General features: G+C 30.5%; 17 protein-coding genes. 9 read left to right on the forward strand and 8 right to left on the reverse strand.

The genetic code is table 11. The features are described 5' to 3' along the window. Positions 1–65 precede the first annotated feature (65 nt). From QZZ48_RS10295 to QZZ48_RS10320, 6 genes are all read right to left on the reverse strand, one after another. Entirely contained in the window at positions 66–2,633 is a 2,568-nt protein-coding gene (locus QZZ48_RS10295; protein WP_294965296.1) for a DEAD/DEAH box helicase, read from the reverse strand. A gap of 249 nt (positions 2,634–2,882) precedes the next feature. Continuing rightward, complete coding sequence (locus QZZ48_RS10300; protein ID WP_294965299.1) at positions 2,883–3,230, reverse strand: hypothetical protein; 348 nt, start codon at positions 3,228–3,230, stop codon at positions 2,883–2,885. A gap of 77 nt (positions 3,231–3,307) precedes the next feature. Further along, positions 3,308–3,487, reverse strand: a complete 180-nt coding sequence (locus tag QZZ48_RS10305; protein WP_294965301.1) for a hypothetical protein — start codon at positions 3,485–3,487, stop codon at positions 3,308–3,310. After that, on the reverse strand, positions 3,484–3,831 hold the full coding sequence (locus QZZ48_RS10310) for an exonuclease domain-containing protein (protein ID WP_294965303.1): 348 nt from the start codon (positions 3,829–3,831) through the stop codon (positions 3,484–3,486). The genes QZZ48_RS10305 and QZZ48_RS10310 overlap by 4 nt, the downstream gene beginning before the upstream one ends. Further along, a complete protein-coding gene (locus QZZ48_RS10315; protein WP_294965305.1) occupies positions 3,828–4,085 on the reverse strand; it encodes a hypothetical protein in 258 nt (85 codons plus the stop codon). The genes QZZ48_RS10310 and QZZ48_RS10315 overlap by 4 nt, the downstream gene beginning before the upstream one ends. Positions 4,086–4,098: 13 nt before the next feature. After that, a complete protein-coding gene (locus QZZ48_RS10320) occupies positions 4,099–4,542 on the reverse strand; it encodes a CZB domain-containing protein (protein ID WP_294965308.1) in 444 nt (147 codons plus the stop codon). A 93-nt stretch (positions 4,543–4,635) separates the two neighbouring features. Between QZZ48_RS10320 and QZZ48_RS10325 the strand changes: the two genes are divergently transcribed. The 5 genes from QZZ48_RS10325 to QZZ48_RS10345 are packed head-to-tail and all read left to right on the forward strand — an operon-like array spanning position 4,636 to position 6,968. After that, positions 4,636–5,199 (forward strand): PAS domain-containing protein, encoded by a 564-nt coding sequence (locus QZZ48_RS10325; protein WP_294965311.1) that lies wholly within the window; start codon positions 4,636–4,638, stop codon positions 5,197–5,199. Between the two features lie 33 nt (positions 5,200–5,232). Further along, positions 5,233–5,811 (forward strand): 16S rRNA (guanine(527)-N(7))-methyltransferase RsmG, encoded by a 579-nt coding sequence (gene rsmG, locus QZZ48_RS10330; protein ID WP_294965314.1) that lies wholly within the window; start codon positions 5,233–5,235, stop codon positions 5,809–5,811. Further along, positions 5,811–6,044 carry a PP0621 family protein gene (locus tag QZZ48_RS10335; protein WP_294965317.1) on the forward strand — a complete coding sequence of 78 codons (234 nt, stop codon included), beginning with the start codon at positions 5,811–5,813 and terminating at the stop codon, positions 6,042–6,044. Before rsmG ends, QZZ48_RS10335 begins: the two co-directional genes overlap by 1 nt. Continuing rightward, positions 6,044–6,436, forward strand: a complete 393-nt coding sequence (locus QZZ48_RS10340; RefSeq protein ID WP_294965320.1) for a hypothetical protein — start codon at positions 6,044–6,046, stop codon at positions 6,434–6,436. The genes QZZ48_RS10335 and QZZ48_RS10340 overlap by 1 nt, the downstream gene beginning before the upstream one ends. 16 nt (positions 6,437–6,452) lie before the next feature. Next, positions 6,453–6,968 (forward strand): C40 family peptidase, encoded by a 516-nt coding sequence (locus QZZ48_RS10345; protein ID WP_294965323.1) that lies wholly within the window; start codon positions 6,453–6,455, stop codon positions 6,966–6,968. Here the strand turns inward: QZZ48_RS10345 and QZZ48_RS10350 are convergent. Then, a complete protein-coding gene (locus QZZ48_RS10350) occupies positions 6,965–7,966 on the reverse strand; it encodes an alanine racemase (RefSeq protein ID WP_294965324.1) in 1,002 nt (333 codons plus the stop codon). The two genes, QZZ48_RS10345 and QZZ48_RS10350, sit on opposite strands and share 4 nt — an antisense overlap. A gap of 15 nt (positions 7,967–7,981) precedes the next feature. Here QZZ48_RS10350 and QZZ48_RS10355 point away from each other — a divergent pair, with 15 nt between their 5' ends. Further along, positions 7,982–8,977 (forward strand): agmatine deiminase family protein, encoded by a 996-nt coding sequence (locus tag QZZ48_RS10355; protein ID WP_294965327.1) that lies wholly within the window; start codon positions 7,982–7,984, stop codon positions 8,975–8,977. On the opposite strand, the gene QZZ48_RS10360 is transcribed toward QZZ48_RS10355, so the two are convergent. Beyond that, a complete protein-coding gene (locus tag QZZ48_RS10360; protein WP_294965331.1) occupies positions 8,927–9,112 on the reverse strand; it encodes a hypothetical protein in 186 nt (61 codons plus the stop codon). The genes QZZ48_RS10355 and QZZ48_RS10360 overlap by 51 nt on opposite strands. Positions 9,113–9,175: 63 nt before the next feature. Between QZZ48_RS10360 and QZZ48_RS10365 the strand changes: the two genes are divergently transcribed. From QZZ48_RS10365 to ispG, 3 genes are all read left to right on the forward strand, one after another. Then, the gene (locus tag QZZ48_RS10365) at positions 9,176–11,149 is read left to right on the forward strand and encodes a TonB-dependent receptor (RefSeq protein ID WP_294965334.1); all 1,974 of its coding nucleotides are present in this window, start codon (positions 9,176–9,178) and stop codon (positions 11,147–11,149) included. Between the two features lie 97 nt (positions 11,150–11,246). Continuing rightward, positions 11,247–11,972, forward strand: a complete 726-nt coding sequence (locus QZZ48_RS10370) for a GGDEF domain-containing protein (RefSeq protein ID WP_294965336.1) — start codon at positions 11,247–11,249, stop codon at positions 11,970–11,972. 52 nt (positions 11,973–12,024) lie between these two features. Further along, complete coding sequence (gene ispG / locus QZZ48_RS10375; RefSeq protein ID WP_294965338.1) at positions 12,025–13,086, forward strand: flavodoxin-dependent (E)-4-hydroxy-3-methylbut-2-enyl-diphosphate synthase; 1,062 nt, start codon at positions 12,025–12,027, stop codon at positions 13,084–13,086. Positions 13,087–13,272: the final 186 nt, after the last annotated feature.

Genomic DNA, 13,272 nt, shown 5'->3' on the forward strand with positions numbered 1-13,272 from the left:
TCTTGCCATTTTTAATCCTATTAAATCTCATAACACATTTGTATTATTCTATCTAAATTACTGAATTAAAGTTTGTCTAGTTTATAGGGGACATTCCACTCCTTATCTATAAAATTATACTTCTTTTTAAACTTGCTATATTCCATTCCAAAATAATCTTGTACAAATTCAGATGTTTTATTCCATCCTTCTTTAATCAATCGTTCTAGAAATGCTATCTGTATATGAATAGACTCTATCTTCCGTTCATAGTATGGTTTTAAACTTTTATTGTAATGGTCTCTTTTTCCATATGGTAAGCGCTTATGAATATCTTCTTTTTTATCTATTTTAAATGATTGATAATATATCAACCTTCCCCGTCTCAGATTGAAGCTATCTTGGATAAGTTCATGTAAATATACTAGTGAATGGTGAAATCCATTTAAAGTCAATTCTTGTATTAAATCATATTCTGTTTTCAATTTATTAGTTGATATCTCAATCTCTCCATCATCTTTACCATTAAGTTCTTTTAGAATATTTTTGATAATAAATTCACATGTTTGTTTTCTAATCTTGATTAAATTTTCAAGCTTATTTATATCATTTGTATCTAACTCAAAGTTACAAATATCTTTATGAAAATATGCATTAAATATATTTTGTTTTAGTTTTGATAAATGAGTCCAACTTTGAATGATTTTTTTAATCATTTTGATATTATTATTTGAACCACTATTTGTAAAACTATTTATCTCCCTCAAATCTAATTTTGTTTCATACTCTGGTAAATATTTTAGTGATTCAAATATTAATTTTTCCATCTCAAAATATTTTTGAAAATCTTTTTTAACTGATTTTTTAACGTATATACTAATATCATTATCATATTCTAATAATTCTTCTTTTTGAAGAGCATATAACACATTAAATATAACATTTTTTCTTACTCCAACTATATCAGCCAAGTCATCTACTTCAATAGCATCAAGCTTACTTCTTTGAATAATATTTTGCATAATAAGAATCATATATTCGTATATATGTTCATATTCTTCTTGCTTAGGATCTAGTACATCATGAACATGGCTCATACTTCTTTTCTCTTTATCAACAGAAGTTGCAAATATTTTATAGCTATTTCTTCCTCTAACTATAATTCCGGCTTGTTCAAGTTCAAGTAAAGCAGTTTTTATCATAGTTTCATATTCAATATTAGAATCTTCTGTATCAATACCCATTTTCTCAGCTATTTGCTTCGGAGAAAGATATATTTCATCTCTTTTCATCTTTTTCAGTTCTCTAACAACTCTTTCTATCTCATGATATTCAAGTCTTGAATGATTAAGTTGCATAAAGGTTCTATTAAAATCATCTTTGGAGTATAAAACTATACACTCTGCTTTTAATGTCTCAATTCTTGCACCCCTTCCAGATTCTTGCAAATATGATTCTAAGCTATCAGATTGTTCATAATGAATAACAGTTTGTATATCTGGCTTATCTATGCCCATACCAAAAGCTGTTGTTGCGATTACTATATCTATTTTATTATCTATAAAATCATTCAGTATCCCACTCTTATCCCTACCTTCTCTTTTACCACTTTCTATCTCATCATCTATTTTTGAATAAAATGGTTCTATTACTAAATCTTGTTGATATAGCCTTTCATCACTATTTAGTGTTTCACTTAACTCCCTGCACTCTCTAGCATTTTGGGGTATATAAATAATTGTAGGTTTTTTACCTATTCGAACCAACTCTTTTATTAATTGCTCATACTTGTCTTTTTTACTATTCACTTCTATAGCTCTATAATCAAGGTTGTATCTTTTACTTGATGCTATAAATTCTTTTAGCTCTATGTTTAACTTATCAAAAAAGTATTTCTTTATATCTTTTAATACTTCTGGTTTTGCTGTTGCTGTAAAACATGAAACTGGAATTTTTAGTTGAAATTCAGAACTATCTTCAAGCTCTTTAATAGAGTTTGCTACAAAATAGTAATCATGTCTAAAATCATGTCCCCATGATGAAAAGCAGTGGGCTTCATCTATTACAAATCTTTCTATGATTCTTTTTTGTAGAGCGTTAAAAATAGAGTTAGAACGAAGTGCTTCAGGAGCAACATATAAAATGTCAACAACACCATTCTCTACCATAGTTATGATGTCCATTCTCTCAATGGGACTAAGATAACCACTAATCGCTACAACACTAAAGTTTTGATTTTTCTCTTTAAAGCTATCTACATGATTTTTCATCAATGCTTGCAAAGGAGATATAACAACAGTTAAACCTTTATATGCTTTTGCTTTTATGAGTGCTGGCATCTGAAATGTGAAAGTTTTACCACCACCTGTTGGTAATATTGTCAGTATAGAATCGCTACCTAATCCATTAACAATAATATCCCTTTGTGATATTATATTTTCACTAGAATTTTCATCTGAAAACAAATCAACTTCTTTTTTATCTATTAAATTGCTTTCTTTTTCAAATGCTCTAAACGAAGGTATGTCGAATTCATCTAATGCAAATTGTTCTAAATCTGTAATTTTTTGATTAAATGTTAATTCCTTTAAAATTTCTACAACCTTTGGGTATCTTATCAAAACTACAGATGATATTGCAGCTTGATTATCCAAATAAAGGTAGGAAATCACAAAAGACAATTCAGTAGGATAGTTTTTAATTATCTCTCCAAATTTTTCTCTATTACAATAAATCTTATTTTTAATAATTTTGTAAATATCTGTATCAATTGGTTTAAGATTTTTGTATCTAAAATATCCATTAAAATATTTATCTTCGTGTAAAAGATATGTAAAAACATTACGAAGTTCTAATTCTAAACTATTAAATTTATTATCTAATAAAATAAATAATGATTTTGTTTATTGTGCATCTCCAAGTGGTTTATTTTCAATATTTATTTCTGTCTTATAAGGCTTATCTAACTTATGAGTTTTTTTATTTACAAACAAAAGCATGGATAAGAACAATGTATCTATTATTGGTATTGTATTTACTATTGTACTAAGGCTAGTTTGAGATAAAAATTTCTTGTCATGATCTATAAAATTATGACCACTAAGAAAATTTGGTTGATTTTGTTCAAGGGAAATTTTAATGTCATTTATGGAAGTTGTTGATTGTTTTATGTCATTTAAGAGTAAACCAAGTCTATCAATTTTGCCACTATTAACAACGACTTCAGTATCAATATAAGCAATATTATTCATTTGTCCCCTAATAATAATACTTATTATATCTCATTTTATAATTATCTATAATATTATTAACCAAAAAGGTACAACTTTTAAGTTTTAAACTCCATCTTGTTTAGTATCTCCAAAGTCTTGGTCACATCATAAATTGCACTATGATACTGCTCATCATCAAAATCAATGTTATAGTAAAAACAAGTCTCAATAAGTTTTGGATTTTTTAGATTGCCCTTAACATTAGTTGCTTTTACAATTTTTTTATTTTCTTTCATTGTACAAAATGCTTTTCAAAAGAAACTAAATTTCCAATATGTCTTAATTCAAATGATATATTATGAGCAACTAAAGTTTTAGTATCTTTACAAAACTCTTTAAAGTCTGCATCTTCTTCAAAGTACTCTTCATAATCTACATCTTTTCTAAGTCTCTCAAGTCTCTCAGGAGAGAGTTTATGTACTGCTAGAGCATGAGGATTTACCGCATACTCAGATAAATAATAACGATGAAAAGTATCCATAATCTTATATTCATTATCTGATAATTCAACACGAAAAGCAGCTACTTCAATTACATCGTGAACATTTGCCGAGTTTGTTTCAAAGTCTAAAATTATCAATTGCTTTCCTTAGAGTTAAGCACAAACCAATTCTTATCATTGGTTACTACTTTTTCTTTCTTAGTATTATCAATCAACTCTTTAACTATTTTTAAATTTTTCATCATTTTATTTATAGGTTGTATTTGAGATAAATCAAGTTTTGGCTTAGTTTGTACTTTTTGAGTTTTATCTGTAGTTTTTATTTCAATCCAGTTTTTATCAGCATTTAAAATAAGTGCTGTAAATATTAGAAGTAGTATAAGTGATTTCATTTTCGTATTATACTCAATAAAATTTAGACTCTTGCAAAGCACATATTCTTCTCTGTGCAGAACCTAAAACCTTTAAAAGCTTTTGTGTTGTAACTTCGAGTTCTGAGTAGTAAAGTTTTGCCTTATCTCTTTGCATCTCACTTAGTTTGTTAGATCCTATCATATTTGATAAAAAACCTTTTTTTTCTTCTTTAAATAATATTTCAAATAGTCTAAAGTACTCATGATGCCACTGTGAATGTAAGACTTCAATATTGTCATAAAAGAAGGATCCCACTATATCACGCAAATGATTCTTCTCATCATACAGCCATAAACCGAAGATACATTCTGTTTTTGAAACAGTTGTTGGATTATCCACTTTACACCCTTGAATGGCGGATTCAATCCTACTCATCTGAGCTTCATGAGCTCTTCTTGCATTTCTAATTGATTCTATTGTCTGTGTTTTATCCATTTTTTTATGCTCTATTTAAATTTGTCACATTATTACATAAAATTAATAAAAATAAGTATATAATTGTTTTAAATAATTTTTAAGGATATACAATTGAAGCATCCGGAGCCTAAAAATAATGAAATAAAATTAAGTCAAAAAAGGTATATAGTCTCTAAAACAGATACAAAAGGGATTATAGAGTATGGTAATGATTACTTTGTTGAGATTTCAGGTTATAGTGAATCTGAACTAATCGGTCAGCCACATTCTATAGTTAGACATCCTGATATGCCAAAAATTGCGTTTAAACTCATGTGGGATAGGATTGATCAAGGTAAAAACTTTATGGCTGTTGTTAAAAACTTAGCCAAAGACGGAAGTTACTACTGGGTTGTTACAGACTTTGAACCAAAAGTAGACCCAATCACAAATGAAATAATCTCACACACTGCTTTTAGAAAAGCTGCTCCACAAAAAGCTATAGATACAATGATTCCTATTTATGCAAAACTTTCAGAGGTAGAAAAAGAAGGTGGGATGCAAGCGAGTGAAAAATATTTACGTGATTTTTTAGATGAAAACAATACTACTTATGATAATTTTGTAAATGAATTAGTAGGAAATAAGGGTCTATTTAAAATATTTTTTACAGCTATGAAAAAGATGTTCTCATAATATGATAAAATGTCCTTTTTAAAGGATATTTTAGTGGATTTAAAAGCTACCCTAATTACAGATAATATTGAACTACCTGATGATTTTTTTTACAATGTACAAAAATACAAAGAACATCTATTTAAATGGAATAAAATCCATAATATGACTGGGGCTAAAGATGAAAATTCTATCGATGAATTTATCTACGATGCTGTTTATCCAGTTAGCTTCCTACCAAAGGTTAAGAAGCTTTTAGACATAGGAACCGGTGCAGGTTTTCCAGGTATGATTTTAGCATTTGCTCTTCCTGATACAAAAGTTACTCTCGTCGAACCTCTAGCAAAAAGAGCTAGTTTCTTACAGTTTATAAAAGCTGACTTAGGCTTAGAGAATGTTATAGTAGTCAAAAAACGTGTTGAAGAAATGGAAGATGAAATATTTGACATTGTAACTTCAAGAGCCGTTACTGATACAAACATGCTACTTAACCTAAGCAAAAACTTTCGTGATGAAAACTCAAAACTGCTTTTTTATAAAGGTGAAAGAGTTTATGATGAAGTTGACGATAGTATGAAACACAAGATTATAAAAACTAAGAATAGACACTACTTACTAATAGGAGAAGATTAATGTCACCACAATGGATTGTAGTAATTGTACTTATCGCAGCTGTGTACTTTATATTTATAAAAAAGAAACCTGCCATTAAGCAAAACAAAAAAGATTCTACTGATAAAAAAACTCAACCCCAAAGCAATGATATGATAGAGTGTGCTGAGTGTGGCATCTACTGTGAAGTTGATGATACAATCCTTAGCAATAACAAACACTACTGCTCGCAAGAATGTTTAAAGAAGGCATAATGTATATATATGGACATAGATTTATAGAGAGTGAAAATTTCTATCATGTGACTAATATAGATGCAATACTAAACACTCCATCTAATGGGGCAATATATCTAGACTTTAGTGAAGACAACTTAGAAATAATTAAACATACAGTTTCAAACGAAATTATCTTAGCTCTTGGAGCTACTACTATTACTGAAATAATTTACGCTTCATCACTTGGTGCTTCATTTATTGTTGTACCAAAAGAGCTTTCTAAAACAGCCCAAAACATTGCAAATAACTATCTATTTGACGCAAAAATTCTTATACATATAACAGAAGAAGCAGAGATAGAAGAGTTGGCAATACTTGGTGTTGATGGTGTTATTTTTTCAAATGCTATCATAAAGATAAACTCTTAAAATAAGACAGTTTAAGATGATTCGAGTAACTCTAATTATCTTAGGCTTACTTTTGTTTAGTGGATGTTCTAGCAAAAATGTAAAACCATATTCTAAATATTCAAAAACTTCTAAACAAGTCAAAAAAAAAGCAATCCCAAAATACAAACCAAAAAAGAAAAACTGGATAACAACTGCTCTATACCATGAATATAAAAAATGGTATAAAACTCCTTATAAGTATGGAGGCATAAATACAAATGGTCTTGATTGTTCATCGCTTATACAGATAGTTTACAGGGATGCCTTTAGTATAAAACTACCTAGAACTACAAAAGATCAAGTAAAAAAAGGTTATCTAATAAGTAAAAACTCTACGCAAGAAGGTGACTTAGTATTTTTCAAAACAGGATTTGATACAAGACATGCAGGAATCATAATAGATAGTGATAAATTTATGCATACCTCACAAAAAAATGGAGTTAGCATCTCTAGTCTGCACAATCCTTACTGGAAACAAAGGTATTGGCAAAGTAGAAGAATACTACCTTAAATAATCTCTCTTTTTAAAGATGTTTTTAAAGAGGTTAATACTTCATAACTTATAGTGTTAGCAGTTTTTGCTGCATCTACAGCATTTTCAAATATTAAAAGATTTTCTGATTCTGATATAAATGAGCTGTTATCCATAGAAATTCTTCCTATCTGTTTTACTCCACTTGAAGTTACAAAGTCATTTGATGAGTTTCGTAAAAAACCATCCCCATAACCAAAGTTATAGTTAGATACCACACAGTTTACTTTAGCTGTAAATATACCTCCATATCCAACTCTCTCACCTTTTTTTACTTCTCTTGAAGAGAGTTTGTCCGCATATAAAGACAGAACTGGTAAAAGCTTCTCACAAGCCTCTAGACAACCATAAGATGCGATGCCAACTCTTGCCATATCTTCATCAAAAGAATCAGTTCTAAAAAGAGATGCAGAGTTTGCTGAGTGAAATCTAAGTGGAGTTAATCCAAACTCTTGAGCTAAAGCATTTGCTTCTTCTTTTACACTTTTAAAGTTTGAATTTTGCCAAAACCACTCACTGGTAAGTTCATCAGCTGAGCGATGATGAGTAAAGAGAGCTTCAAGAATAAGTCCTGCATCTTTAATTTTTATAAATGCACTTCGTAGTTCGATTTTGTTTATGCCATTGCGATGCATACCACTATCTACTTTTAGTTCTACCAATGTATCTTTTGGAAATTTATTTATACTATTGATATCATTAATCGTATATCTTATCTTTGAGCTTGGTTTATCAGGGATAGAAGCTAAAACTAAGATGTACTCAAAGTTATTTTGTATACTGCGAGCCTCTTCTTCACTTCGCACAACAGCTTTTTTTATTCCATATTCATTTGCCAAAGAAGCTATCTCTGTTAGTCCATGTCCATATGCATTATCTTTTAAAACTATTGCTATTTTATCTTTGCTTTTGGTGTGAGATGCGATAATATCGAGATTATTAAAAAAATTATTTTTATTTAAAGTTATATAAGCCATAAAGGAATTATATCTATGAAAAGCTTAATAGCTGAATTTGAAGAACAAAGTTTTACACAGATTATATTTCCTCACGCAAATAGCGACTGGATTGAGTATTTAGAAGAAGCACAAGAATGTTTTATAAGTATCATCAATGAGATTGTAAAATATCAAAAATGTCTTGTTGTATGTGATAATGTGGAGTCTGTAAAGAAGAACTTCAAAGCAAATACTAACTTGTATTTTCAAGAGTATGAAACAAATGATACATGGGCTAGAGACTGCTCTGCTCTTTGTGTCTCCGACAAAGGAGAAGTTAAACTCCTTGATTTTACTTTTAATGCATGGGGTAAAAAGTTTGAATCATCTAAAGATAATCTCATGAACAAAATGATTTCTCATAGATATAGCGCAAAATTAGAATCTGTAGACTTTGTACTTGAATGTGGTGCTATTGAGAGTAATGGAGTTGGCAAGATACTTACTACCTCAGCGTGTATGTTAAATAAAAATAGAAACCCAGAGTTAACTTCTACACAAATTACAAATAAATTAAATAACTTTTTTGGCTCAACTGAAATTCTATATCTGGAACATGGTTACTTAGCCGGAGATGACACTGACTCTCATATAGATACTCTTGCAAGATTTATTGATGAAGAAACGATTATGTATATTAGATGCGAAGATAAGAATGATGAACACTATAAAGAGTTAAAACTTATGCAAGAAGAACTTGTGAGTCTTGCATCTAAACATAAGTTTAAACTTATTGCATTGCCGATGACTGATGCTGTGTATTTTGAGAAAGAGAGACTGCCTGCGACATATGCAAACTTTTTATTTGTTAATGGTGCTGTTTTAGTTCCAACTTATGGAGTTAAGCAAGATGAAGAAGCGCTAAATATTTTTAGAGCTACATTCACAAATAGGGACATTATCGGAGTTGATTGCTCTACTCTCATAAAACAGCACGGATCACTTCACTGTGTTACTATGAACTTCTCTAGTGGAGTTATTCTCAGATAACTCTTCTTGTTCTATCATTGCCATTCCACTCATTATAAGATACGTTGCTAATCCAAAACCCATTGCTACTAAAAACACTCTTTTTATCTTTTCTATTTTACTCATATTCGAATAGTAGCAGTAATTTATAAACAAATTAACACTTTCCTAACACTCTTTTTATACTATAAACAAATTAAAAAAATAAAGGGAAGTCATATGAAGAAAATTATACCTCTATCACTGATAGCTATTGTTTCACTATACGCAAGTGAAGTAGAACTAGCACCAATTAGTGTAGAATCAACTGTTATCACAGAAGTTAGTCAAAACGCTCAAGTCTCAGCAGACTTAGCTGATGCACTTAGTACAAGTGTTCCTAGTATAGATATGAATCGTCGTAGTGGGATTGCCAATGATGTCTTTATACGTGGTCAAAAAAGAGATAATATATCTGTAGAAGTTGATGGTACAAAAGTTTGTGGAGCATGTCCAAATAGAATGGATCCTCCAATTTCTCACATACTAGCAAATCAGATCGAAACAGTAGAAGTTACTGAAGGCCCTTATGATGTAGAGACTTTTGGAACTATGAGTGGTGGTATTAAAATAACAACTAAAGCTCCTACAAAAGAACTACATGGTGAAGTGAACTTTGGAATAGGTAGTTTTGGTTATAAAAAAGTTGGAGGAACTATGAGCGGGGGGAACGACTTAGTTCGTGTTTTAGTAAGTGGTTCTAGTGAATCAAGTGATCAGTATAGAGATGGTAATGGGGATACTCTTTCTCAACAAACAAAAAAAAATGCTTCAGTTAATGGAAATAAATATCAATCACAGAATGAAGATCTTAAAGCATATAAGAAAAACTCTATCCTGTCTAAAGCTTTTATAACTACAGCTGAAAACCAAGAGCTTCGTTTAAGCTACACAGCCAATAGAAGTACTGATATTCTTTATCCAAATACTCCAATGGACGCTATTAGAGATGATTCAAATATTTATAGTGTTGAATATAATGTAGACCAAGTAAATGATACTTATAAAAATGTTAATCTACAATATTATTATTCTGATGTTGATCATCCAATGAGTACAGAGTATAGAAATGCTGCTAATATGGGAAGTAATACTACGAATCATATGAAAAGTAGTATGCAAGGCTTAAAACTTAAAAATACTTTTGACATTAGTGGGCATAAACTTTTAGTTGGTTTAGATGCTAGTAAAAGAACTTGGAAAGGTCATTATATAAATAATACTACAGGTGCTTTTAAAGCAACAAGTATTGCAGATACTGATACTCAAAATATGGCTATATTTGTAAAAGATGCAAAAACTTTCGGTGCAATTAAAGTTTCTGTTGGTGCAAGATATGACTCAACTGAAATAAAATCTGAAGATGCTAATAATAATACACAAAACTATTCAGCACTGAATGCAAATATATTTACTACATATAATTTAGACAAAGATAATAAACTATTTATAGGATTTGGTCAAGCCTCTCGTGTTCCAGATGCAAGAGAGTTATACTTTAGAAAAAGTGGTAACCAAGTTGGTAGTCCTGGCTTAGATCAAACTACAAATAGAGAAATTGATTTTGGTTACGAAACTGACAACGACGCATTTAAGTTAAAAATAAAAGGTTTTTATTCTATACTTAGTGATTATATATATTATCAAAAAGGTCAAACTTCAAATGCTTTTAAAAATATTGGTGCAACTGTCTATGGAGCTGAATTATCTTCTTCGTACTACGCAAATGATGACATAACTATTGATGCTGGCATCTCATATAAAAGAGGTGAAAAAGATAAAGCTTTAACCGGTCAAACTAATAAAAATTTAGCAGATATTACGCCACTAAGAGGGAATATAGCTCTTAACTATGAATATAAAAATGATAGTTTAGCTACTCTTGAAGTTCAAGCTTCTGACAAATGGAGTGATTATGATGCAGACAATGGAGAGCAAGAGTTAGGTGCTTGGGCTATTCTTAATCTAAAAGTTAAACATGCAGTTAGCAAAAGTTTTGATTTTACTATTGGTATTAACAACTTACTAGATGAAGCGTATGCACAGAGTAATACATACGCTGACTTAACACTAGTAGCTGGTGGAGCAACAGATATTATGCTTCTTAATGAACCTGGAAGATATGTTTATACAAACCTAACTTTCAAATTCTAGAGTAAATATATAACAAGTTTCTACATCTCGTAGAAATTTGTTATAAAGATGCTTCAATAAAGTAAATGTAAAAGACATTTTCAATAAAATGCTCTCGATGAAAACAATAACAAATATTTATAACACTTTTACTAGTACAAATAAATTTAACAAAATTTTTGTACTTACTTTTTTTACTATTCTTGCCTCTTTAATATTAGTCATGTTTATTATGCTAATTGTTGACTCAATTTTCAACTTTGAATCTTTTGGTTACTACGGTATTGGGGCTTTATTATCTATAATAATCCCTAGTATAACTACTCCAATCATCGCTTATAATATTATCATCTTTACGAATAAGATTGAAAAAGCAGGTAAACATATATCTACTCCTGTTCAGCATGATAATCTAACTAAGATATATAATAAAAGACATACTCTTGAACTTGCAAACTATGAATTTGCTCTCTCAAAAAGACTTAGTATCCCTATATCTGCAATATTTATACAATATAAAGACTTGAAAAAAATAAATAAGACTTATGGCGAAGAGATTGGAGATATATTACTTGTTGAACTAAGTAGAAGTATCAGTTATACAATAAGAAACACTGATATATTTGGAAGATATGATAAAGATAAATTTTTACTAATTTTTCCTAATTTAGAGCTGAGTATTGTGCAAAAGCTTACAGAAAAAATCCGCAATGCGGCTGAACAAGTTATACATATAAACGATACAGGTATAAAAATCAATATAAGTATCGCTTGTTCTGAAATCAATGATTACCAAGGTGCCACTCTTCAAACTCTTCTTGACAAAGCACAGAGACAACTCTAACTACTATTGTATTTAAAGCGACCCTTTATAGCAAACTAGCTAAAATCTATTTATGATTAATAGAGTAAAAACTAAACAGATTTTTGTAGGTGATGTTGCAGTTGGTGGTGACGCTGCTATACCTACTCAATCTATGACATTTTCAAAAACTTCAGATGTAGAAGCTACTGTTGCACAGATAAAAAGACTTCACTTCGCAGGTTGTGATATAGTCCGTTGTGCTGTTCCAAATATGGAAGATGCACTCGCACTTAAGTCAATAAAAGAGCAAATAGAGCTCCCTCTTGTTGCAGATATACACTTCAACCATAAACTTGCACTCATTGCTGCTGAAGTTGTTGACTGTATTCGTATCAATCCAGGGAACATTGGTTCAAAAGAAAAAGTTGCCGAAGTTGTAAAAGCTTGCCAAGCTCGTAATATTCCTATTAGAATCGGTGTAAACTCAGGTTCACTAGAAAAAGAGTTTTTAAACAAGTATGGACAAACTGCAAAAGGAATGGTTGCATCTGCTGAGTACAATATAAAGTACTTAGAAGACTTAGGATTTACTGACATAAAAGTATCTCTAAAAGCTAGTGATGTTGGGAGGACTGTAGAAGCATATAGAATGTTACGTCCTAAAAACTCTTATCCTTTTCACCTTGGAGTTACTGAGGCTGGAACTCTTTTTCACGCTACTGTAAAAAGTTCTATTGGACTTGGTGCACTTTTACTAGATGGTATCGGTGATACTATGCGTGTATCTATTACAGGTGAATTAGAAGAAGAGATAAATGTTGCACGTGCAATTCTTAAAGATAGCGGTGCGATGCCTGATGGTCTTAATATTATCTCTTGTCCTACTTGTGGACGCATCGAAGCAGACTTAGTTTCTGCCGTTGCAGAGATAGAAAAAAGAACGGCACACATAACTGCCCCACTAAACGTTTCTGTTATGGGTTGTGTTGTAAATGCTATTGGCGAAGCAGCTCACGCTGATGTTGCAATAGCTTATGGAAAAGGGAAAGGTCTTGTAATGGTAAAAGGCGAAGTTGTCGCTAACTTAAACGAAGACGAACTTGTCGATAGATTTGTAAGCGAAGTTGAAAAAATGGCAAAGGAAGCAGAGTAGTTACTTAAGTACTATTTCTGCTGTCTCTTTTACTTCACAAAAAACACTGCCCAAAGCACTTATAAAACTCATATGAACATCTTTAGCTTTCGCCAATTCCAACAACAAGTGCAATTTCCACCTAAATTAGCTAGCTAATCTTTTACTCATTTCACTGAAAAACACTTCATACGGAGTTTTGTATTT

This window comes from Sulfurimonas sp. (assembly GCF_016744025.1).
GTDB lineage: Bacteria > Campylobacterota > Campylobacteria > Campylobacterales > Sulfurimonadaceae > Sulfurimonas.